Origin of the sequence: Antarctobacter sediminis (assembly GCF_019218285.1) — a bacterium.
GTDB lineage: Bacteria > Pseudomonadota > Alphaproteobacteria > Rhodobacterales > Rhodobacteraceae > Antarctobacter > Antarctobacter sediminis.
The window spans coordinates 93,328-114,361 of record NZ_JAHUZG010000005.1; the positions used below are offsets into that span (position 1 = coordinate 93,328).

16 protein-coding genes are annotated in these 21,034 nt (G+C 62.6%); 4 read left to right on the top strand and 12 right to left on the bottom strand.

The annotated features are described in order from the left end of the window. Nucleotides 1-7: 7 nt before the first annotated feature. Complete coding sequence (locus tag KJP30_RS20980) at nt 8-763, bottom strand: hydroxypyruvate isomerase family protein (RefSeq protein WP_218451327.1); 756 nt, start codon at nt 761-763, stop codon at nt 8-10. Between the two features lie 175 nt (nt 764-938). Here KJP30_RS20980 and KJP30_RS20985 point away from each other — a divergent pair, with 175 nt between their 5' ends. Continuing rightward, nucleotides 939-2,255 carry an aromatic ring-hydroxylating dioxygenase subunit alpha gene (locus tag KJP30_RS20985; protein ID WP_218451328.1) on the top strand — a complete coding sequence of 439 codons (1,317 nt, stop codon included), beginning with the start codon at nt 939-941 and terminating at the stop codon, nt 2,253-2,255. After that, nucleotides 2,237-3,685 carry a glutamine synthetase family protein gene (locus tag KJP30_RS20990; RefSeq protein WP_246594674.1) on the top strand — a complete coding sequence of 483 codons (1,449 nt, stop codon included), beginning with the start codon at nt 2,237-2,239 and terminating at the stop codon, nt 3,683-3,685. The genes KJP30_RS20985 and KJP30_RS20990 overlap by 19 nt, the downstream gene beginning before the upstream one ends. On the opposite strand, the gene KJP30_RS20995 is transcribed toward KJP30_RS20990, so the two are convergent. After that, nucleotides 3,682-4,377, bottom strand: a complete 696-nt coding sequence (locus KJP30_RS20995) for a response regulator (protein ID WP_218451329.1) — start codon at nt 4,375-4,377, stop codon at nt 3,682-3,684. The two genes, KJP30_RS20990 and KJP30_RS20995, sit on opposite strands and share 4 nt — an antisense overlap. 190 nt (nt 4,378-4,567) lie before the next feature. Here KJP30_RS20995 and KJP30_RS21000 point away from each other — a divergent pair, with 190 nt between their 5' ends. Then, nucleotides 4,568-5,269 carry a sensor histidine kinase gene (locus KJP30_RS21000; RefSeq protein WP_218451330.1) on the top strand — a complete coding sequence of 234 codons (702 nt, stop codon included), beginning with the start codon at nt 4,568-4,570 and terminating at the stop codon, nt 5,267-5,269. 5 nt (nt 5,270-5,274) lie between these two features. Here the strand turns inward: KJP30_RS21000 and KJP30_RS21005 are convergent, their stop codons facing one another. The 3 genes from KJP30_RS21005 to KJP30_RS21015 form a co-directional block, all read right to left on the bottom strand. Continuing rightward, complete coding sequence (locus KJP30_RS21005) at nt 5,275-5,673, bottom strand: response regulator (RefSeq protein WP_218451331.1); 399 nt, start codon at nt 5,671-5,673, stop codon at nt 5,275-5,277. Beyond that, a complete protein-coding gene (locus tag KJP30_RS21010) occupies nt 5,670-8,333 on the bottom strand; it encodes an ATP-binding protein (protein WP_218451332.1) in 2,664 nt (887 codons plus the stop codon). Before KJP30_RS21010 ends, KJP30_RS21005 begins: the two co-directional genes overlap by 4 nt. 120 nt (nt 8,334-8,453) lie before the next feature. Further along, on the bottom strand, nt 8,454-9,422 hold the full coding sequence (locus KJP30_RS21015) for a ketopantoate reductase family protein (RefSeq protein WP_218451333.1): 969 nt from the start codon (nt 9,420-9,422) through the stop codon (nt 8,454-8,456). A 325-nt stretch (nt 9,423-9,747) separates the two neighbouring features. Here KJP30_RS21015 and KJP30_RS25120 point away from each other — a divergent pair, with 325 nt between their 5' ends. After that, a complete protein-coding gene (locus tag KJP30_RS25120; RefSeq protein WP_218451334.1) occupies nt 9,748-12,186 on the top strand; it encodes a PIG-L family deacetylase in 2,439 nt (812 codons plus the stop codon). A gap of 3 nt (nt 12,187-12,189) precedes the next feature. Here the strand turns inward: KJP30_RS25120 and KJP30_RS21025 are convergent, their stop codons facing one another. The 7 genes from KJP30_RS21025 to KJP30_RS21055 are packed head-to-tail and all read right to left on the bottom strand — an operon-like array spanning nt 12,190 to nt 20,966. Next, complete coding sequence (locus tag KJP30_RS21025) at nt 12,190-13,464, bottom strand: aspartate aminotransferase family protein (protein ID WP_218451335.1); 1,275 nt, start codon at nt 13,462-13,464, stop codon at nt 12,190-12,192. 4 nt (nt 13,465-13,468) lie between these two features. Next, nucleotides 13,469-14,572, bottom strand: a complete 1,104-nt coding sequence (locus KJP30_RS21030; protein ID WP_218451336.1) for a mandelate racemase/muconate lactonizing enzyme family protein — start codon at nt 14,570-14,572, stop codon at nt 13,469-13,471. Then, nucleotides 14,569-15,675, bottom strand: coding sequence for a mandelate racemase/muconate lactonizing enzyme family protein (locus tag KJP30_RS21035; protein WP_218451337.1), 1,107 nt, complete (start codon nt 15,673-15,675; stop codon nt 14,569-14,571). Before KJP30_RS21035 ends, KJP30_RS21030 begins: the two co-directional genes overlap by 4 nt. After that, the gene (locus KJP30_RS21040; RefSeq protein WP_218451338.1) at nt 15,672-16,778 is read right to left on the bottom strand and encodes a mandelate racemase/muconate lactonizing enzyme family protein; all 1,107 of its coding nucleotides are present in this window, start codon (nt 16,776-16,778) and stop codon (nt 15,672-15,674) included. Before KJP30_RS21040 ends, KJP30_RS21035 begins: the two co-directional genes overlap by 4 nt. Nucleotides 16,779-16,806: 28 nt before the next feature. Further along, a complete protein-coding gene (locus KJP30_RS21045) occupies nt 16,807-17,394 on the bottom strand; it encodes a dimethylsulfonioproprionate lyase family protein (RefSeq protein WP_218451339.1) in 588 nt (195 codons plus the stop codon). Next, entirely contained in the window at nt 17,391-18,473 is a 1,083-nt protein-coding gene (locus KJP30_RS21050) for an alcohol dehydrogenase family protein (protein WP_224874536.1), read from the bottom strand. Before KJP30_RS21050 ends, KJP30_RS21045 begins: the two co-directional genes overlap by 4 nt. A 36-nt stretch (nt 18,474-18,509) precedes the next feature. Further along, complete coding sequence (locus KJP30_RS21055) at nt 18,510-20,966, bottom strand: FAD-dependent oxidoreductase (RefSeq protein ID WP_218451340.1); 2,457 nt, start codon at nt 20,964-20,966, stop codon at nt 18,510-18,512. Between the last annotated feature and the right edge of the window lie 68 nt (nt 20,967-21,034).

The following is a 21,034-nucleotide window of genomic DNA, read 5'->3' on the forward strand; positions in this document are numbered from 1 at the left end:
TGTGGCTTCAACCCCTGCGCGCATCCGCCAACCAGCCCAGACTATCCTCGGTGGCGCCTGCGGGGCGATATTCGGCACCAATCGGTCGGTCCCAGCCGAGTTGATCGAACAAGGCAAAGAGCGGCGGGTAATCAACCTCTCCATGGTCGGGCGCGCCACGGTCCGGCACCGCCGCAAACTGGACATGGCCAATGCGCGGCAACAGCGCCCGAAAGCGCCCTGCCACGTCGCCCTCGGTACGACCGACATGGTAACAATCAAACATCAGGCGCGCATTCGCTGTATCCAGTTCGGCCAGAATCCTTTCGGCCTGCGCCGTGTCCCGCAAAAAATAGTCGGGGGCATCATGCGCGTTGAGGGGTTCGATCAGGATCATGCGATCCGTCTGGGCACAGGCATAGGAAAGCGTTTCAAGAAACGCCTCATGCGCCGCGGGCCCCTTGGAATTTCCTGCCATGACGTGGATTGCCTGCGCGTCAAAAGCCTCGGCCAGCGCAATCGCTTCGTCCACGGCGGCGCGGGCCTCTGCCGCGCGCCCCGGAAGCGCCGACAGCCCAAAATCCCCTGCCGGTCCGCGCGAGGTGTTCAGCCCCAGCAAGCTCAGCCCGGTCTCATTCAATGCCGCGCGCACGTCACCTTTGGGCTCGGCAGCCGGCCAGTGGCATTCCACCGCGTCAAAACCGGCCCGTGCCGCCGCCCGGATCGCCTGAGCCAACGGCATGTCCGCCCAGAGAAAGCCAAGGTTGGCAGAAAATTTCGGCATCGGATCCCCCCAGTCGTCCTGCCCCACGGTGCAGGGATTAAGACATGAATGCCCGCCGATGAACAGAACCTCAGGTTGACCCTGGGGCACCCCATGCAGTTCCCGCCTTGGCCTTGACGGGACAACCAAGCCGCCGCCACACTCTGCGCGAACAGAGCCTTGGGAGGGGCCGCAAATGATCAGCCAGGAACTCAACGATCGCCTGACACGGGTGGGACCGGGCCAACCGGCAGGCGAAGTCCTGCGCCGGTATTGGCAGCCGGCGGCGCTGAGCGACGAGCTGAAGGGCGCGCGTCCGGTGGTGCCCGTCACGCTACTCGGCGAACGATTGGTCCTGTTCCGCGACAACGAGGGCGAACTGGGTTTGATCGGGCGTCACTGCCCGCACCGCGGGGCCGATCTTTGCTACGGACGGCGCGAGGACAACGGCCTGCGCTGTCCTTTTCACGGCTGGCATTTCGACCGCAGCGGGCAATGCGTCGAAACCCCTGGCGAGCCGGAAGACTCGCGGATGCACGAGCAGATCCGCACCCCCGCCTACCCGGTGATCGAACGCAACGGTATCGTTTTTGCCTACCTCGGCCCCGGCGACCCGCCGCCGCTGCCCAATTTCGACTGTTTTCGCGCGCCGGACAGCCATGTCTTTGCCTTCAAGGGCCTGTGGGAATGCAACTGGCTTCAGGCGCTGGAGGTCGGGATCGACCCGGCCCATGCCTCGTTCCTGCACCGTTTTCTGGAGGATGAGGATCCCAAGGACAGCTATGGCAAGCAATTCCGCGACAGCGCCGCTGACACCAACATCCCGATGACCAAGCTGCTGCGCGACTACCCCCGCCCCGAAATCCGGGTGGAAGAAACCGATTTCGGGCTGAAGCTGACCGCGCTGCGCCACATGGAAAACGGGCTGACCCATGTCCGCGTCACAAACCAGATCTTCCCCGAGGCGATCTGCATCCCCATGAGCCGCGAGATGACGATCACCCAATGGCATGTGCCGATCGATGATCAGACTTGCTATTGGTATTCCATGTTCACCAGTTTCGACAAACCGGTGAACAAGGAACTGATGCGGGAACAGCGGCTGAAGGAACACCGCCTGCCCGACTATGCGCCGCTAAAGAACAGGCGCAACGACTATGGCTATGATCCTGAGGAACAGGCGCGCGAGACCTATACCGGCATGGGGCTGGACATCAACGTTCACGACCAGTGGGCCGTGGAAAGCATGGGCGCGATACAGGATCGCACACAGGAACACCTTGGGCGCACGGACGTGGGCATCATCCGCTATCGCAGGATGCTGCGTGCCGCGATGGATGCGCTCGACGCTGGCGTAGAATCGGCCCTGCCGATGCGGGGGACCGTCGATCCCTCTACGATCAGGGGGCCACTGTCCAATGACGCCATTGCCGACAGCTCTGACTGGAACGGTGCCAGCCTGCGCGCCGACGCCGACCGCAGGGCGGCCTGCCCATGGGACGCAGAACTTTGATGCAAGAACGGCTGGCGCAGGGGCGGCTTTGCCGGGAGGGCCTGCTGTCAGCCGAGGCCGCCGCCGACCTGTGGGCACGGGTCGAGGCCGAGGGGATCGAAACCGTCCGCATGGTCTTTGCCGATGCGCATGGCATCCTGCGCGGCAAGACCCTGACCCTGCGAGGGTTGGCAGGCGCGCTGACGAACGGGATGCGGGTGCCGTCGACCCTGCTGCTGAAAGACCTGTCCCATCGGACCGTCTTTCCCATCTGGACAGAAGAAGGAGGCACCCCGATGGCCGGGGCCAGCGACCTGATGCTGGTGCCACGGCCCGAGACGTTCGCCCCTTTGCCCTATTCGCCACATTCGGCCCTTGTGCTGTGTGAACCAAGGTATCCTGACGGCCGAACGATCCCCTTTTCATCGCACAGTTTGCTGCAAGGCGCGGTTGACCGCATGAGCGGACGGGGATTGCGGGCGGTCATGGGGCTGGAGGTCGAATTTCAGGTCTTCGAGGTGACAGACCCTGCGCTGGACCATGCCGACGCCACAATGCCGTCCCGCCCGCCCGCAACACGCGGCCTGAACCAAGGATGGCAGTACCTGACCGAAACCCGCTATGACGCCGTGGAACCGCTGATGGACAAACTGCGCCGCACGGCCGAGGCAATAGGCCTGCCCGTGCTGTCCGTCGAGGTGGAAATGGGGCCCAGCCAGTTCGAATTTACCTTTGACGCAAGCGACCCGGTGACGATTGCGGATCGAGCGGTTTTGTTCCGGACCCTGGTCAAGGAGGTCTGCGCGCGCGACGGACTATTGGCATCGTTCATGGCCAAGCCGCGGGTGGAAAACGCCGCCGCCAACGGTTGGCACATCCATCAGAGCGTGACCGACTCGGCCGGCACAAACCTTTTTGCACCGGACGACACCGGGCAGCTGACTCCGACTGCATCGGGGTGGATTGCCGGGCTGTTGGAACATGCGCGGGCCTCTTGTATCGCGACCACGCCCACTGTGAACGGGTACAAGCGCTATACGCCTTTCCAACTTGCCCCCAACCGCATCGGCTGGGGCAAGGACAACCGCGGCGCCATGCTGCGAGCCTTGATGGCCCCCGGCGACCGCGCCAGCAGGGTCGAGAACCGGGTGGCCGACAGCACTGCCAATCCCTACTTCGCGCTGGCGTTCCAGATCCTTTCGGGGTTGGACGGCATTGCCGAGGCCCGCACAGCGCCCGCGCCGCTTGGAAATCCCTATGACGAGGGGGCTGAACGGTTGCCCGCAACACTGGGCGAGGCCATTGCCGCATTTGAGACCTGCCAGATGTACCGCAAGACCCTCGGGGATGAGACCCTGGCCTATCTGGCCACGTTGAAACGGGCCGAATGGGATCGGTATCTGTCCAGCATTTCAGAATGGGAACAGGCGGAATATTTCACCGCCTTCTAGCGAAACTTGAGCGGTTCATCGTTGTCGAACAGATGCGAGCCGTTCCAGTTTTCCGGTTCGGTAAAGCCGCGCGCGGTCAACATGTCCACAATACGCTTGTCGATCGTATCGACGAAGCGCCCGAATTCCATCTCTTCGCGGATGACCTTGGCCACGTCCTGCGCGATCTGCACCCTTTGTTGCGCCAGAAGTTCACCGATCCAGTGGCGAGAAGCCTCTGCAAAGACCTTGGCCGAGGCAATCATCAGGTCGCGCAGCTTGTCCGTGCTCAGCGCATCCTTGTCGAGACAGTCAAGCGACCCTTTCTTCATCGACGCCACCGCAACATCGGTCCGCATCTCGGACGAGATCATGACAATGGCAGCCCCGAAATTCATCGCGTGGTTCTGCACGATCCGTTGCGCATGCAGTCCGTTCCCATGCGGCAGCAGGTAATCGACAAAGATCACGTCATAGGTCCGTTCATCAAGCGCCTGTTCGAATTCTGACAGGTCCGAGGCCGTCCATGCACGAACCGGCAGGCCGGTTTTCTGGCAATCGCGGATGATCCGGTTCTGATCGAAACGGCTGTCATCCAAAATCAGGATATCGAATCCGCTGTTGCGCTGAAAGGCGGTAGAGGCCTCATGATAGCTTGCCTCGATCGCCGACAGGTCGCGCGCTGCCGTATGGTCCGACGATACGGGGTGCATGGCGTAAACTCCGGGTTAATTCCTATTTCACGTCCACGTTATTTCACCGCGCCCTAACGGCACATTTAGAGAACATCGCAAACTGCCTTCAATTCAGCGAAAAACAAATATGCTATAAAATTGTCCGAACAACGAATTCCTGTTATTCCTCGACACCATAACAAGAGCAGTCTTCACGGGATCCAGCCTGATGGACGGAAACGCGGCCTCTTCGCGGGAATTCGAATCGTATCTTTATGCGATAACACATGACCTCAAGAGCTATTCGCGTGCCATGCGGGTGATCCCGGACTGGATTGTCGAAGATCTGGGAAAGTCCAACGCCACCTTGCCCAGCGAAGTCGCGGATCACCTTTCGATGCTTCAGCACTATGCCCGCGGAATGGACAGGATGCTGGATGGTCTGACCGATCTGTCTCGTGTTGGTCGCCTGGCCGATACCCCGACAAAGTTGGACCTGCGCCCCGCCCTGTGCCACGCGTGGGACACGATCCCCGATACGCAGGGTTTTGTCGCCAATTTCGACGGTGCTGCGCTGGCTGTCATAGCGCCTGAGAACGACCTTCAAAGGCTCTTGCGAGCCTTGCTGGACAACTGCGTGCGACACCATGACCGGCAAGTGGGCCGCATCGCCGCCTTTGCCACCAGACAAGGGGACAGGGTCATCTTGCAAATGGCCGACGATGGCCCCGGCATCGAGGCCCCCTATCGTGAAAAAGTGTTTGAGCCGCTGCACACGCTTTTCCCCAAGGATGACACCGGCTTTTCCGGGTTGGGACTGACGATTTCCCGCAAGGTCGTGAGCACCCTCGGCGGCGTGATCCGCATCATCGACGGTCCCGCCCAGTTCGGACGCGGTTGTCTGGTGGAATGTGATCTGCCTGCCGCCTGATCGGGTCAAAGCGCTCGGGCGCTCAACATCCTGTCCATTTCTTCCAGATGCGCCATGTCCAACGGCTTTTGAATGTAGTCTCTGACCACATCATACCCCGAAGCGCGTTTGCGATCCTCATCCGAAATTGAGGTCGTAAGCATGATGACCGCCGCCTTGACGAAATCAGGGCCAAAGGCGGCCACAGCAGCATCGAGGAATTCAAACCCGTTCATCCGTGGCATATTGATGTCCAGCAATATAATGTCGATGTCTGGCCGTTTGGGGGAGGCAAGAAACTCCATCGCATCCGTCGCCATCAGAAAACAATGCAAGTCTTTCACCAATCCGCTTTTCCGAATGATCCGCGAATAGAGCTTTTGATCCACCGCATTGTCATCAATGATCATCAAGGATCCGATCATGGTATTTCCTTTCTGAGAAAAACGGTAAATGTGCTTCCCTGCCCCGGAGTTGACGCCACGGAAATCCGCCCGCCGTGATTCAGGGCAATTCGCTGGCAAATCGCCAGCCCCAGTCCGTTCCCACCGAAATCAGTGGTCGAGTTCAGTCTTTGAAACAATTGAAAGATACGATCCCGATGCGCAGCGTCGATACCGATGCCATTGTCCGTCACCGCAAGTCCTACGAACCCCTCTGGCGCGGCGGCGGGACCGATGGCAACGACGGGTGTACGGCCCCGTGCACAGAACTTGATCGCGTTGTCTATGAGGTTGGCCAAAAGGATGCGCAACTGGCCGGGCGACCCGCGCATGCGGTCCAGAGGCGCCAAAGTGACATCGGCCCCGCTGCGGCGTACCCTGTCCGACACAGAAAGGATGGCAGCACGCGCTGTTTCTTCCAGATCCAGATCTTCGTTCGCCACGTTTGGACCGATGGCATTTGTGTAGCTCTGCACGTCGTCGATCAGCCCGGACATGTCGACCAACGTCTTGCGCAAATCTGACAGCAACTCCTCATCCTCGGCACAGAGTTTGCCTTCCAACTCTTCTGACAGCGCAGCCGCGATCATGATCGCGGTATTGGTCGGCGATTTCAGGTCATGAGAGGTCGCGTAAGCAAAGGCGCGCAGGTCCTCCGTGGCCGCACGGGCAAGGCGGATCTGGTCCTGCAAATCCTCGTTCAGCATCTGGATCTGGCGCAACCGCGCCCGTTCTTCGGTAACATCCTGCCGCAGCAAAAGCGTTTCTCCGCCACGCAACAGTTTGGTTGTGCGGACAAAGATCGGCCCGCTCGCAACCTGCACCTCACGGATGCAACCATCGGTTCGGATGTCTTTGATCTGCTGGTCGATCCATTGATCCCGCGACATGCCAGCCAGATCGGCGCGTCCCGCGTCCACAAGATCGCGCACCGCATCGACATAGCATCGGCCCACGGACAACATTCCGCTGGTCGAGGCCCGGGTCGAGGCGGTGACCTCGTTCACGTATTTGATCCGGCCATCCCGGCCCAGAAGGATCAGCCCCAAAGGAATCTTGTCGATCAGGTCTTCGGCAATGTCGCGCCGCGCCTCGGACAAGCGCCGCTGGTAACGTTGCCACCCCATCCCGGCCACGAACAGCACCATCGCCGCCCCGGTCGCGCCAAGATAGCTGGACAACCCCGCAACCGCCCAATGCGGCCTTTCGTGCAACCACGCGATCTTGAGATCAACATACCGGGGCGAGGCCAGATAGCCGGGAACCGCCGCATCCATCCGCTCGACCACCGGCTGAAGCCCCGCGCGATAGCCAATGGCATGTTCCACATCGAAAACGTCCGGCGACCATTCCACGATCCGAGCATCCAACCCCCTGCCCGACAAGGTGCGCCGCATACTATGAGCTTCGTGCAGGACAGCATCGATCCGACCGGTCAAAAGGGCAAAAATCATCGTTTGTCGGCTGCCGAAGGGTATGGCGCGCGCCTCTGCCAGCTTGCCCCGTCGCGCCAGCGACATCTCAGTGGACAGGACGCCAAGCCGCACACCGGACCAGTCCACCGAGCCGCTGTTGCCCGCCTCCCTGCGCAAGCTAAAGACCGAATAGGATGTTGTCAGGATCGGCAGACCATAGCCGGTCTTGCCTGACCGTTCGCTGGTGATCGGCACCAGAGACATCAGATCATAGCCCTCTGGGGATGGCCCCTCGCGCCAATCCATCGGCGCAATCCTCTGGAACGTCAGGCTGAGACCGGACAGTTCCGCAAGATCGCGCATGACCTCGACCGAAAACCCGGTCAGTTCACCCGTCTCTGTCAGGACCACGAAAGGCGGGTCCAACAGCATACCCACGGTCAGTGATTGCGGTTGCGGCTGGGGCGGTGCCATGCCCCAACGTTCGCGGATCTTGTCCAGCTTGCCGGATGTCTCAAGCGTCACGACGGCTGCGTCGATCCGGCTGCGCAGTTCGGTCCGGCCATGGTGGAGCGCCACGACCCGTGGCGACACCTGGATCGGTTCCGGGATTTCCTCGTATGCATCCGATAGGTTGCGAGCCTCAAGCACCCATAGAAATGCATCCCCCGGCCCCACGAACGCGTCGATACTCCCGTCATCAAGGGCATGGAACAGCGCGTCCAGCGTGGAAAAGGTGGTCAATTCGTTGCGCAGCAACACCCCGACCAGTTCAGACCCGCTGGCCCCGCGCATGGCACCAAAGCGCAGCCCGCTCGCGGTGTCTGGGTCGATATCCGGCCCGCGGGTGCGGTGGCGGAAAATCGAAACGCGCGTCTGTGCAAGGGGATCCGAATAATGCGATGTCGCCCGCAAAGACGGCAGATCGACCACCCCGGCCAGCATTTCGGACCGCCCCATGGCCTGCGCAGCCAGTAAATCCGGGACGGTTTCGTAACGTTCAAGCCGCAGGTCCAATTGCGCCTCTGCCGTCAGCGCGCGCGCAAGGTCGATCATGAACCCGCCGAGCCGCCCATCGGGCATTTCCTGCATCAGACCCGGCACCGGCGTCCAGCCCACAGTGATCTGTTCGGCGCCGACCTTGACGGGCAGAACAGAACTCAGCAGGCCCAGCATGACAACGCAAGACAGCGCGCCCCGCAGGTGCCCCCATATGGACAGCCCCATGGCCATTTCCGGGATGGTCTCCGACCGATGATGTCCCCCGAAACTTGGCTAGGACATGCAGGTTTAGAGGCCGTTAAACCGCGCGCTCTGCATCGGTCAAATTTGCACGAGCCAGATGGCTCACAGCCCCAGTTCGGCGGCCAGCGCAGCAGGTGTCAGGGTTCCTGCCGCCTTGCCTTCACGGGCCAGCCGCGTGGCCAGAGCTGTCACACGACCGTTCAGCGGCGCATCAAGCCCGTGCCGCCGCGCGATCATCGCGACCTCGCCATTCAGATAATCCGTCTCGACCGAACCTGCGCCGCGCAAAAGACTCTGCGTCGTGGAGTTGCCCTTTCGGTCTGCCCCCGGCAATGCCGCAAACTCCATCAGCGTCCCGCGCCTCGGGTCGCCTTCGCCCATGTCCAGCCAGTCCACGCCGACCTTGGCAAAGATCCCCATGGCCTCTTGCCGCAGTGCCTGCGTGATCTTCGGCTCCATGGCGTCACGGCCCAGCGCAGCCTCGACGATATTACCAAGGTTGACCAACAGTTTGCCGTATTTGTTCCGCATCACGGTTTCGGTGACGAATGTCGGAATGCCCGCCTTGGTCAGAATCCGCGCCAGCCTGTCATCGGCGGCGTCACTCCCTTCTGGATAGCGGCCGATGTCGAAAATGCCAAAGTTCGGCCTGCCGAAACAGACCGCCTCGTCCGGTGCCAGATATTCCGCTGGCAACATCACATTGATCCCGTGGACATTGGCAAAGAACCGCAGGGCAAGGTCTTCGTTCGCCACACCGTTCTGCATGCAAAAGACCGGTTGCCGGGCGTATCCTGCCGCCCGCAGATCCCCCAGCGCTGCCGCGCTGTCCTGGCTTTTGGTTGCCAGCAGGATCACATCCTCGGGACGGGGCAGCAGGTCGGTGGCCCGCGCCACCAAGGCCAGCGGCAGTCGGTGTTCGCCGCGATGACTGCGCAGCAAGAGCCCACGGTCACGGATCGCGGCAAGGCGGGCTCCGCGCGCCACACCCACGACCTCTACCCCCTCCAAGGCCAAGGCGGCGGCGACGACGCCACCTACCGCGCCCACACCGAAAATGATGACCCGCATCCCCTGTCCCCCGGCTTCTGTCCGCCCCTGACCTGTATCTCAATCACCATGCGTCCGGGCGCAGACATCCACAAGCCGCGCCCACTGTCTCCCTTCTGGAAACGCAGCTTCCTTGTTTCAGGTGCTAATTTCTACCTTAGCGAAAGTACGAGACGTGCTAGCATGCCGGCAGACATAGGTACGAGTGTCGGCCCGAGGCCGCATTGTTGACGCGATTTCATCTGCCCGTTGACCAATGGCAGCCCCAAGGCGGCAAATCCTCCGCCCTTTGCGCAACATTGGTTCCGGGCCCGGGCCTTTTTCGGCCGCATTTGGGGGATGGGTCATGCCACCGCTTGAAATTACCGGACCTCTTGACGAGATCGAGGATGTCACCGGCCCATTCGAGATCGAGGTCATTGCAAGGTTTGACGATCTCGCCTCCGGCTATTGGCAAAGGGTGTTCGATTTCGGCGATGGACCAAACAGCAACAATATCCTGCTGACACAGTATGAGAACACGAATGCGCTGATGTTCGTCCTGTACCAGGATGGCGAGGCCCATCGCGTGGTCGCCCCCGAGGCCATCGTCGAGGGAGAAACCGCCACCTGGACCGTGGGGATCGACGCCGACGGGACCATGTGGATCGACAAAAACGGCCTGCGCCTGGCCGAGGGGCCGGCAGCCGTCCCTGTGGACACCATCCGTTTGAACGAACTGTTGGGCGAATCCAACTGGGCCGAGGATTCGCCGCTTGACGGTGCGATCCTGGGGATCGACGTCACACATGACGGAGAGACCCCGGATGGGGGCCGCCTGAACGCCCCTTCGCAGATCGACGGTGCCTTTCAACTGGATGTGGTCACCCGCTTTGACGATCTTGACGCATCGGCCAACCAGACGGTCTTTGATTTTGGCGGGGCCGGTGCAGCGGACGCCCTGCGCCTGCATCAGGTCGGCACCTCGGACGACCTGCGGTTTACCCTTGTGCAAGATGGCATCACTTACAGCGTAACCGCGGCGGACGCGCTGGTCGAAGGCGAATACGCGGTCTGGTCTGTCGGGATCGACGCGGACGGGCGCATGTGGCTGGAAAAGGACGGCACGTTGCTGGCCGACGGTCAAGGTGTGGTGCCCGACGTCGTGGATCGAGGTCCCCTGCTGGTCGGGGACTCCGGGGTTCCGGGCGAAGGGGCCTTGGACGGCGTGGTGTTGGACCTGACGATAACGCAGGGCACAACTGAACCAGTCGATCCTGTGGAGCCTACGGACCCTGTTGACCCAACGGACCCGGTGGAGCCGACCGACCCGGTGGAGCCGACTGATCCGACCGCACCCGCCGACCCGGTTGCCGGCCCGCAACAGATCGACGGGGCCTTTGTGATCGACGTCACCGTACGCTTTGACGACGTAGAGGGCGGCTATTGGCAGCGGGTGATCGACTTTGGCGACGGTCCTGCCACCAACAACATCCTGTTTACGCAGATCGAAAACACCTCGGGCGTCATGCTGGAACTCTGGCAGGACGGAGAAATCCACCGCGTGGTGGCCGAAGGTGCGATCGTCGAGGGAGAAACCGCGGACTGGAGCTTTGGCATCGACGAAACCGGGCTGATGTGGATCGACAAGGACGGTGTCCGGCTGGCCGAGGAACAGGGGGCTGTCCCTGCCGATGTTCCGCGTGCGAACCTGCTGGTCGGCACATCCAACTGGGCGGGGGATACCCCCTTGATCGGAGAGATCACCGATCTCTACGTCACCGAAGGCGCTGCCCCTACCGATCCGACGGACCCAATAGATCCGGTCGACCCCGTCGATCCGGTGGATCCAACCGATCCAACCGACCCGACGGAGCCAACCGATCCCGGCCCGCCGATTGTCGGACAAGGCGACATGGTGATCGTCGCCCATCAGGACGATGATCTGTTGTTCATGAACCCTACGCTGGACACGCTGATTGACGGCGACGAGCCGGTAACGACGATCTACCTCACGGCTGGCGACGCTGGCCGCGGTGAGGAATACTGGGCCGGGCGCGAGGCCGGCGAAAAAGCAGCTTATGGCTATATGGCCGGGTCCGGGGATTGGGTCGACGAAACGGTCAGCGTGACAGTCGGGGATACAACCTACGAATTGGCCAGTTCCTATCTGGCCAGCGATCCGGGCGTGCGCTTGTACTTTCTGCGGCTGCCCGACGGGTTCGGCGATGGCAGCGGCTCGGCCACATACGGGTTTCAAAGCCTTGAACAACTGGCCGAGGGGGAAATCCCGACGATTACGGCCGTGGATGGCAGCGCGACCTACACGTCGGAGGATCTGACAGGCCTGCTGACCGCGCTGATGGAAATGCACACCCCGGATCACATCCACATTCAGGACCACACCAGCGAACACGCGGGGATCGAACATTCCGATCATCTGAGCACGGCCAGTTTCGCCACGGACGCGGTGGGCGACTACAACGCCGACCTCACCGTAACCAGCTATGTGGGCTATGCGTCCTGGGGGATGGAAGAGAACCTCACACCTGACGAACTGATGGTGTCGACCACCACCTTCGACATCTACGCAGGCCACGATCCGCTGGTCTTTGGCAGCGACGGGATGTTGATCGGGTCCTACGTGGATTGGGTTCAGCGTGAATATGTGGCGGACGAATACACGCTAACAGCGACCGAACCGGACAACGCCGCGCTTTATGCCTCGGTGATGCTGCCGCCGGAAGATCCCGCAGCCGAAGAAGACCCCGCCGCGCAGGACGCCGGGGCCGAATTGCTTGTCTGACCGTCAGGCGGTGATTGCAGCCACGGCGCGCGCAATGGCCTGTTCGGTCAGTTCCATGTCCGCCTCCGTCAGCGCCAAAGACGGATAGAGCTTGCCCGGAGACTTGAAAACGCCGGCTTGGCGGAGCGCCGCGTTCCAGGCCTCGTTCACCTTGGGGTCACGGTGCTTGGCGGTGCGGTAATCGACGCACTCCGCATCGGTGAAGTAGATATCAAACAGCGTGGTATCGCCACAAATCCGATGCGCGACGCCCGCCTCTGTCAGGGCGCCGGACATCATGTCCTGCAAACGCTGACCCAACGCACGCAGCTGATCGTATTGGCCGTCACGGCGCAGCACTTCCATGGTTTTCAGACCCGCCGCAGAGGCGACCGGGTTGCCCGACAGCGTCCCCAGTTGCATCAGCCACTTGTCTGGCCCGACAACGGATTTGTCGAAATGAGACATGATCTCGGCGCTGGCGCCCAGCGCGGCCAGAGGAAAACCGCCGCCGATGATCTTGCCCATGGTGCAGATGTCCGGCGTCACACGGTACCGTTCCTGCGCACCGCCATAGGCAAGCCGGAACCCGGTCACGATCTCGTCGAAGACCAGCAAGACGCCATGCTTCGTGCAAAGATCCCGAAGCCCCTGAAGAAAGCCGGGTTGCGGCGGAATGATCCGCTGCAAAGGTTCGACGATCAGCGCGGCAATATCGTCATGTTCGGCCATCAGCGAAGCCACGGCCTCCAGATCGTTGTAAGGCGCGATCAACATCTGATCGGCCACGCCCTGCGGAATGCCCGCACTGTCGGGAACGGCGGTTGGAAAATTCACCTGCTTCGTCGGCGCAAGGCTCATCTGCGCCTCGGCGCTCATCCCGTGATAGCCGCCTTCGAACTTCAGGATCTTGGTCTTGCCGGTATAGGCCCGCGCCAGCCGCAGCGCGTACATGTCGGCCTCGCCGCCCGAGGCGACGAACCGCACCTGTTCGCAACATGGCACGGCGTCCACGATCGCCTCGGCCAGTTCGATGCCGCGCGCGTTGTTGGCGAAAAAGGTCATACCCAAAGGCAACTGTTCCAGCACAGCTTCCATAACCTCGGGGTGGCCATGGCCCAGCAGCATGGGACCGGACCCGATCAGGTAGTCGACATATTCATTGCCATTTTCGTCCCAGACCCGGCTGCCGTCACCGCGCGCGATGACGATCCCGGACTCGAAGTTGCCGAAACCGCCAGCGGGCAGCACCTCGCGGGCGCGGGCGATCCATTCGTCTTGGCTGTGCAGTCTGTTCATGTGTCTAGTCCAGAATTAGGTCGGGCGTACCAAGGCACGCGGTATCAACGGTGATGCCAAGGCCGGGGCCCTTGGGCGGGGCGATACGGCCGTTTTGACGGGCGGGTGCATCGGGGGCAAGGCGCGGCGCGACATAGCCAGACAGGTCACAGACGTTCAGAACGCGCCCCGGTTCGGTCGCCGCACCAAGATGCAGCAGCGCGGCGGTGGTGATATCGCTGCCCCATGTGTCCTCGATGCACATGCGTGCGCCAAGGTGCAGGCACAGATCGCGCGCCCGACGTGTGGCGGACAACCCGCCGAACTTGGACAGTTTCAACGCCACCGCGTCCATGACCCCCAATTCATGCGCCCGCAACAGCGAGGCGGTGTCATGGGCCAGTTCGTCCAGCTTCATCGGCAGGCCTGTGGCGGCCCGCACGCGGGCGCAATCCTCCAGCGTGGCGCAGGGCTGTTCCAGCATCACGTCCAGATGAGCCACCGCGCGTCCCACGCGCGTTGCCTCCAGCGAGGCCGCGCCACAGTTCCAGTCCCCATAGACCAGCGGACCGGGGCCAACGGCCTCGCGCACTTTGGTCAGCCGTTCGACATCGGTCTGCCAATCTCCCGAGGCACCAAGCTTTGCCTGAAACTGGGTGATCCCCTGGCCCTGCGCCTCGCGCGCGATGCGGGCCATTTCATCGGGTTCGACGCAGGTGATCGAATGATAAAGCGGCATGTCCGCCTGCCGCTGGCCACCCAGAAGGGCATGCAGGGGCAGGCCCGCCACCTGACCGGTGATGTCCCACAGCGCGATGTCCAGCGCGGACTTGGCATAGACATGCCCTTGAAGATAGGCGTCGGCCTTGGCCATCAACGCGCCTACGCCGACAGGGTCGCCGCCGATCAGCACTGGCGCCAGTTCCTGCAAGGCCGGCCCCACGCCGCGCGCATAGGCAGGCAGGTAATGCGGGATCGGGCAGACCTCGCCCCAGCCAGTCAGACCGTCATCAGTCTCAACCGCGATCACGGCGGTTTCCACCGTGTCACAGGTCTTGCCATCGGCCATATAATAGGCGGTATGGCTGGTCAGAGCCACATGCCAAAGCGACAGGCGCGTGATCTTCATGCGTAGACTCCCACAGGATCACCCAAGGTGGTTTCATCAGGGTGGACGCCCAGACCGGGCGTTTCAGGCAAATGCAGGTGGCCGTCGACATTCCGCGGGCCACGGCCCCCGGCAATGTCCAGCGTGATCATGTCCTGACAGGCCCAGACCGCGCGGCAATTGGCATCCGGAACGGTGGCCGCAAGGTGTAGCGCCTCGGTATCGGCCAGAACGCTGCCGCCGGTGGCCATGACGAAAATGTCGATGCCATGGGCAAGGGCAATATCGCGCATCCGCGCCGCCTTGGTCAGGCCGCCCACCCGGTTCAGCTTGATGCCAAAAACCTCGGCCAGCCCGTCCCGCGCGATGCGGGCGGCGTCCTGAAGCGTGACAAGGCTTTCGTCGACGGACACCGGCGCCGCGTGCTTGCCCGCGATCGCGGCAATGTCGTCAAGGCTTTCACAGGGCTGTTCGAAGGTCACGCAGAGCGGTTCGGTCGCGCGCATGACCTGCAAGGCCTGCGCGCGGGTCCAGCCCCGGTTGACGTCGTAGAGAACGATTTCGTTGGGGGCGCGATGCGCCTCGACGTCACGGATACGGGCAATATCGCGGTCAACGTCACCGCCGATCTTGACCGAATGGGCAATGTAGCCACGCGCGCGATATCGATCCATGACCTCGCGGGTTTCCTCGACCGTCTTGGCCCCGACGGACGAGGCAATGGGGCGCGGCGTGCGAGAGCCGCCGCCCATCAGGTCCGCGATCGGCACCCCCGCCGCCTGCCCCGCGATGTCCCAGCAGGCCATGTCGATGGGCGACTTGGCATAAAGATGCCCGGGCAAGGCGAGGTCCATCGCCCGCTCGACCTCCAGCACCCGGCGCGGGTCGAGGCCCAGAATGAAAGGCGCCATGGTCTGGATGCCCGCGCGGATACCGGGCCCGTGGGCGGGAACATAGGTATGCCCCCAAGGTGTCCCTTCCCCCCAACCGGTAATCCCGGCGTCGGTTTCGATCTTGACCAGCGTCGCGTCGAGGACCTCGAACTTCAACCGGCCACCGGACAGCCAGTAGGGGTGTTCCAACGGCAGATCGACGTGGAACACTGTGATACGGGTGATCTTCATGCGCGAAACTCCGCGATTGGGGGGCCAAGGCTGTCGAAATCCGGCGTCACGCCCAGGCCGGGCGTGTCGCTGGCAAAAAGCTTGCCGTCCCGCGCAACCGGCCCGCCGAGTCCGGTGGACCGCGTGTTGTAGTTCATCAGGTCGGTCGTGTTCTGAAGATAGTCCTCGGGCGTCGAGGCCGCGAAATGGGCCACGACGGCGCTGGTGATCTCACCGCCCCAGGAATCCTCGCTGACCACGGGAATACGGTTGTCGACGAGGAAATCCCGCACCCGGCGCGCCTTGGACAGCCCGCCAAGGTTAGAGATCTTCAGGCAACAGATCTCGGCCCCATGATCAGCCACGACGCGCTGCGCCATGGCCATGCCGGTCACGCATTCATCCAGCTTCATCGGCTGTTCGGCCACGCGGCGGACCTGCTGGCATTCCTCGTAGGTGCGACAGGGCTGTTCAAGGATGAAATCAAGATCGCGGGTTGCCCGGGCCACGCGGATGGCATTGTCGACGCGCCAGCCCTGGTTGGCGTCGGCCATGGCCTTTTCGCCAGGTTGCAGCAACGCGACACCGGCATGGATGCGGTCGATGTCACTGGCCCAGTCGCCGCCGACCTTGATCTGGAACTGGCGATAACCGGCCTCGCGATAGCGCTGCATTTCGGCCAGTGTCTCCTCCGTCGCCTTCTGGGGCGCGACGCGATACATCGGTGCCCCGTCCGTCAGTTTGCCGCCAAGCAGCATCCAGACCGGCTGATCGCAGGATTGCCCCAGAATGTCCCAACAGGCGGCATCGAACGGCGCCTTGGCATAGCCGTGCCTCTGAACCGCGTGGTCCATGATCCGTTCGATCCGGGCCACCTGTCGCGGGTCTTCGCCCAGCAGGCGGGGCGCGACCAGTCGGGCCAGCGCAGGGACGCCTTCGGAATGGGCAACCATGTAGTTTTCGCCGCAGGGCGTGAATTCACCACAGCCCGACAGGCCCGCGTCTGTGTCGATCACCACGACGCTTGCCTGCGCGACGGTGATCGCGTTCCCCGCGCCCCACCCGTAAGAGCCGCCCACGTAGGGCAAGCCCGTCTGGTAGACACGAATGCGGGTGATCTTCATCCCGGGCGCTCCTCCGCTTGGATGCTGACTAGGCGGTGCCCATGCGTGGCACCCCGGCCAGCCCTGCCCCGCGCCAAAGCGCCAGCGCCAGAACCGGGCTGTCGGTCGTCGTCATTGCATGGGGTTGGTTCGAACTGTGGACACGGATGTCACCCGGGCCAAGCACCTGAGAAGGCATACCTTCGGCCTCGAACAGGGCTTGGCCGGCGATGATGTAGTACAGTTCTTCGGCCTCGTGGACGTGCCACGGGTAATAGAGGTTTTCCCCCCAGTAGGCGATGTAGGCGCGCACCTCGTTCGAATGGAAATGCCCCTTGGGACCGACCAGCTCGAACCATCCGTAACGATTCAGGAAATCCGCCCCGACCTCGTCTTCGGAATAGGTCTGGCGCCAGTCGGCAAGATCCGCGATTTCACGGACAGCCTCATGCAGTTCCGCCGTGGTGGCGGTGTTTCCCTCGGTCCAGCCGCGCACGAACTGCACGGCCGGAACGCTGGTCTGCGGCAGGGTCTGCGCCCGCGCAAGGGGCCAGCCCGCAAACCCCACGAGCTGCGGATTGGCGGCTATCAGCAGGGTCAGTGCGTGATAAGCCCGTGCAAAAGCCTCGTCTGTCATGGCGTGACCACGATGTTACCGGTGTGGTTCTTGGCGATGAAGGCGGTCTGCGCTTCGCGCAGTTGCTCCAGCGGATAGGTGGCGGCCAGCGCGGGCTTGATCTCGCCGGCTTCGATGTAGCGCACGAGGTTCGGCATGACCTCCGGGTCAATCACGGTGGAGCCGGTAAAGGTCAGATCCCGCAGGTAGAACGTGCGCAGATCGAATTCCACCATCGGGCCGGCGATTGCACCCGAACAGGTGTAGCGACCGCCACGTTCCAGAATGTCGATCAATTTCGGCCAATAGGGCCCGCCAACCACATCTGCGACAACGGTGATCTTTTCGTCACCCAGCGCAGCGCGCAGGTTCTCCGGTGCCCGGGGCAGGATCACGTCCGGTCCAAGGGCGGCCACCGCATCGTGCTTGGCCTCCGAGGCCATGGCGATCACGCGGGCGCCACGGCGCTTGGCCAGCTGCACCACCGCGCCGCCAACCCCGCCCGAAGCCCCCGGCACCAGCACCGTGTCAGCGGCGGTGACATTGGCGCGGGTCAGCATCCCCTCACCCGTGGAATAAGAACAAGAGAAGGTCGCCAGTTCCGCGTCGGACAGCGAACAATTCACCGCCAGCGCGTTGCGGGCGGGCATCGTGGCGTATTCGGCAAAGCCGCCGTCTCGTTCAGAGCCAAAGTAGCCGGTCTTGTTCTTGTCCATAGGGTCTGCCGGGTCACGCAGCCAGCAATCGACGATGATGCGCTCGCCGATGCGGCCCGGATCAACGCCCTCGCCAACGGCAACGATCTTGCCCGCAACGTCAGCGCCCTGAATACGCGGAAAGACGATCGGGGCGCCGCCCCATGACGGGTCTTCCTCGCCCACTTCCTGATAGGCCCCGCCGGTCGTCGCCTCGGTCACGGTCTTGGAATACCAGCCGCTGCGCGTGTTCACGTCAGTGTTGTTCAGCCCACAGGCCCCGACCTGTACCAACACCTCCCCCGGAGCCGGGTCAGGCCGCTTCCATGTTTCATGCAGGACAATCTGGTCGATATCGCCGTGGCCCATGGTGACCATGGCGCGCATCGTGTCGGGAAGGGTCATTGCATTTCTCCTGTCGCTATCCGATTCGCAGCCAGTCTATTGCGCCGGAACTGCCGCCGCATCGGTACGCGGAAGCATGCTTTGCGGATCATAGGCAGGTTCGCCCAGAACCCGGGCGGCGCGGGTTTCGCCGTGGATGATGGCCTGCAACTGGGTGCCCGGTTCGGCGGCTTCGGGTTTCACATATGCAAAGGCAAGGATCTTGCCGACCGTGTGCCCATAGGCCACCGAAGCGGTGGATCCCACAACACGGCCGTCCAGCAGGATCGCCTCGCCGCCGTGGCCGTCGACGACCCCATCGGGTTCGATTTCAAGATAGGCACAGACCCAGGGCCGCTCTTCGTTCAGCGTCAGGTCGCGGCCAAGGTAATCCTTGTCCTTGCGGGCAAACCGCAGCACGTCCGCCTCGGCCAGAGTGACTTCGTTGGTCAGCTCGCCCGCCCCTTTAAAGCCCTTTTCCATTCGCATGACGTTCATGGCAAAGCTGCCGTAATCGGCGATGCCGTGCGCCTCACCCGCGGACCAAAGCGCGTCGTAGACATCCTTGACCGCGGCAAAGGGCATGTGCAGTTCCCAGCCCAATTCGCCCGCATAGGACATGCGGAAGGCCCAGACCTGATGGCCTGCCACGGTGATTTCCTGCGCCGACAGCCAGCGGAACGAAGCATTGTCCAGCGGCGCATCCGTGGTGGCCGCCAGCACGTCACGTGCGCGCGGCCCGTTCAGGGACAAGGCCCCCCAACTGTCGGACAGCGCGGAAACCGTTACCGCCGCGTCGCCGCGATATGTGTCGAGGTGATCCAGCAAACGCTGTTCGAAGAAGGCCGCGCAAACCAGATAGAACTTGTCTTCGGCCATGCGCACGATGGTGGTTTCCAGCTCGATCCTGCCACGACGGTTCAGCATGTGGGTCAGCGTGATCGACCCGGTCTTTTGCGGCATCCGGTTGGCGGTCAGCCGGTCCAGCAGCGCATAGGCATCCGGCCCCTCTACCATGACCTTGGTAAAGGCGGTCACGTCCATCACGCCCACCCGTTCACGCACGGCCCGGACCTCCTGGCCAACCATGTCGTGCACTTCGTTGCGCCGGAAGGAATAGTGATCCTCTTGCGCGACACCGTCCTTGGCGAACCAACGGGGACGTTCAAAGCCATAAACCTCTTCGTAAACCGCCCCCTTGTTCTTGAGGGTTTCATACAGCGGCGAGGGTTTGATCGGGCGGCCGGCAAGCCGGTTGAAATGCGGGAACGGAATCTCGTGGCGCAGGCAATAGTCCTCTTCCGCCTTGGTCACCTGCCATTCCTTGGTGGCGTAGCTGCCAAAGCGGCGCGGATCGTAGTCGCGCATGGAGATATCCGCCGCGCCGTGAACCATCCATCGGGCCAGTTCGCGCGTCAGGCCGGGGCCCCAGCCGATGCCGATCTGCGTGCCGCAGCAGCACCAGTAGTTGCGCACGCCCGGTGCCGGGCCGATCAGCGGGTTGCCATCCGGCGGATGGCTGATTGCGCCATGCACATCGCGGGTGATCCCCAATTCGGCAAAGATCGGCATCCGGTTCAGGCTCTCTTCGAGCCAGGGCATGACCCGGTCGTAATCCGCATCGAACAGCCAGTTTTCGTATTCCCACGGGCATTCATCATGCCAGACCGAGTTGGGATTGGCCTTTTCGTAGATCCCGATCAGCCCCTTTTTCTGTTCCATCCGGATATACCCGGAAACCTTGCGGTCATCGCGGATCACCGGCAATTCGCGGTCCAGGTTCTGGAACTCGGGCACCTCGTCGGTCACGAAGTAATGGTGCGTCATGGACGTCATGGGCAGTTGCAGGCCCGACCATTCGCCCATCTGGCGGGCATAGGTGCCGCCGGCGTTCACGACATGCTCGCAGCGGATTGTGCCCTGTTCGGTTTCGACCACCCATTCGCCGTTCTCGGCCTGGGTGATGTTGGTTGCGCGGCACCGGCGCACGATGCGGACGCCCTTGGCCCGCGCGCCCGCCGCAAGCGCCATGGTGACGTTGGTCGGGTCCACGTGGCCGTCATCCGGCGTGTGCAGCGCGCCCAGCACGCCGTCGAGATTGTAGAACGGGTGGAGTTCGGCAACCTTCTCTGGCCCGACCAGTTCGATGTTGAACCCCAACGTCCGGCCCACCGACAACGTGTGGCGCAGCCAGTCCATCTCGTCCTCGGTATAGGCAAGGCGGAAAGACCCGCAGCCGTGCCAGGTAACGGCCTGCCCGGTCTCTTTTTCCAGCGCACCGGAATACAGGCCAATGTTGTAATCGACACATTTGCCAAGGCTGAAGGACGAGGTCGAATGGGTGATCTGCCCCGCCGCATGCCATGTGCTGCCGCTGGTCAGTTCCGCCTTTTCCAAAAGGACCGTCTCTGGCCCCCAGCCTTCGTGGCCAAGGTGATAGGCAAGACCCACCCCCATGACACCGCCACCAACAATCACCACGCGCGCCGTTTCGGGCAGGGCTTTCTCACTCATCTCGTCTCCACCTGTTCGAGAGTCGCAATTCAATCCCGTCAGGGCGGGAAACTGCTCGACAGGCTAAG

Coding starts and splice junctions, on each gene's coding strand:
- KJP30_RS21005 (WP_218451331.1), bottom strand. CDS start 5,673: ATGATCGGATCCTTGATGATCATTGATGACAATGCGGTGGATCAAAAG.
- KJP30_RS20980 (WP_218451327.1), bottom strand. CDS start 763: ATGCCGAAATTTTCTGCCAACCTTGGCTTTCTCTGGGCGGACATGCCG.
- KJP30_RS21055 (WP_218451340.1), bottom strand. CDS start 20,966: ATGAGTGAGAAAGCCCTGCCCGAAACGGCGCGCGTGGTGATTGTTGGT.
- KJP30_RS21050 (WP_224874536.1), bottom strand. CDS start 18,473: ATGACCCTTCCCGACACGATGCGCGCCATGGTCACCATGGGCCACGGC.
- KJP30_RS21035 (WP_218451337.1), bottom strand. CDS start 15,675: ATGAAGATCACCCGTATCACAGTGTTCCACGTCGATCTGCCGTTGGAA.
- KJP30_RS20990 (WP_246594674.1), top strand. CDS start 2,237: ATGGGACGCAGAACTTTGATGCAAGAACGGCTGGCGCAGGGGCGGCTT.
- KJP30_RS21015 (WP_218451333.1), bottom strand. CDS start 9,422: ATGCGGGTCATCATTTTCGGTGTGGGCGCGGTAGGTGGCGTCGTCGCC.
- KJP30_RS20985 (WP_218451328.1), top strand. CDS start 939: ATGATCAGCCAGGAACTCAACGATCGCCTGACACGGGTGGGACCGGGC.
- KJP30_RS21025 (WP_218451335.1), bottom strand. CDS start 13,464: ATGAACAGACTGCACAGCCAAGACGAATGGATCGCCCGCGCCCGCGAG.
- KJP30_RS21010 (WP_218451332.1), bottom strand. CDS start 8,333: ATGGGGCTGTCCATATGGGGGCACCTGCGGGGCGCGCTGTCTTGCGTT.
- KJP30_RS25120 (WP_218451334.1), top strand. CDS start 9,748: ATGCCACCGCTTGAAATTACCGGACCTCTTGACGAGATCGAGGATGTC.
- KJP30_RS21000 (WP_218451330.1), top strand. CDS start 4,568: ATGGACGGAAACGCGGCCTCTTCGCGGGAATTCGAATCGTATCTTTAT.
- KJP30_RS20995 (WP_218451329.1), bottom strand. CDS start 4,377: ATGCACCCCGTATCGTCGGACCATACGGCAGCGCGCGACCTGTCGGCG.
- KJP30_RS21040 (WP_218451338.1), bottom strand. CDS start 16,778: ATGAAGATCACCCGCATTCGTGTCTACCAGACGGGCTTGCCCTACGTG.
- KJP30_RS21045 (WP_218451339.1), bottom strand. CDS start 17,394: ATGACAGACGAGGCTTTTGCACGGGCTTATCACGCACTGACCCTGCTG.
- KJP30_RS21030 (WP_218451336.1), bottom strand. CDS start 14,572: ATGAAGATCACGCGCCTGTCGCTTTGGCATGTGGCTCTGACCAGCCAT.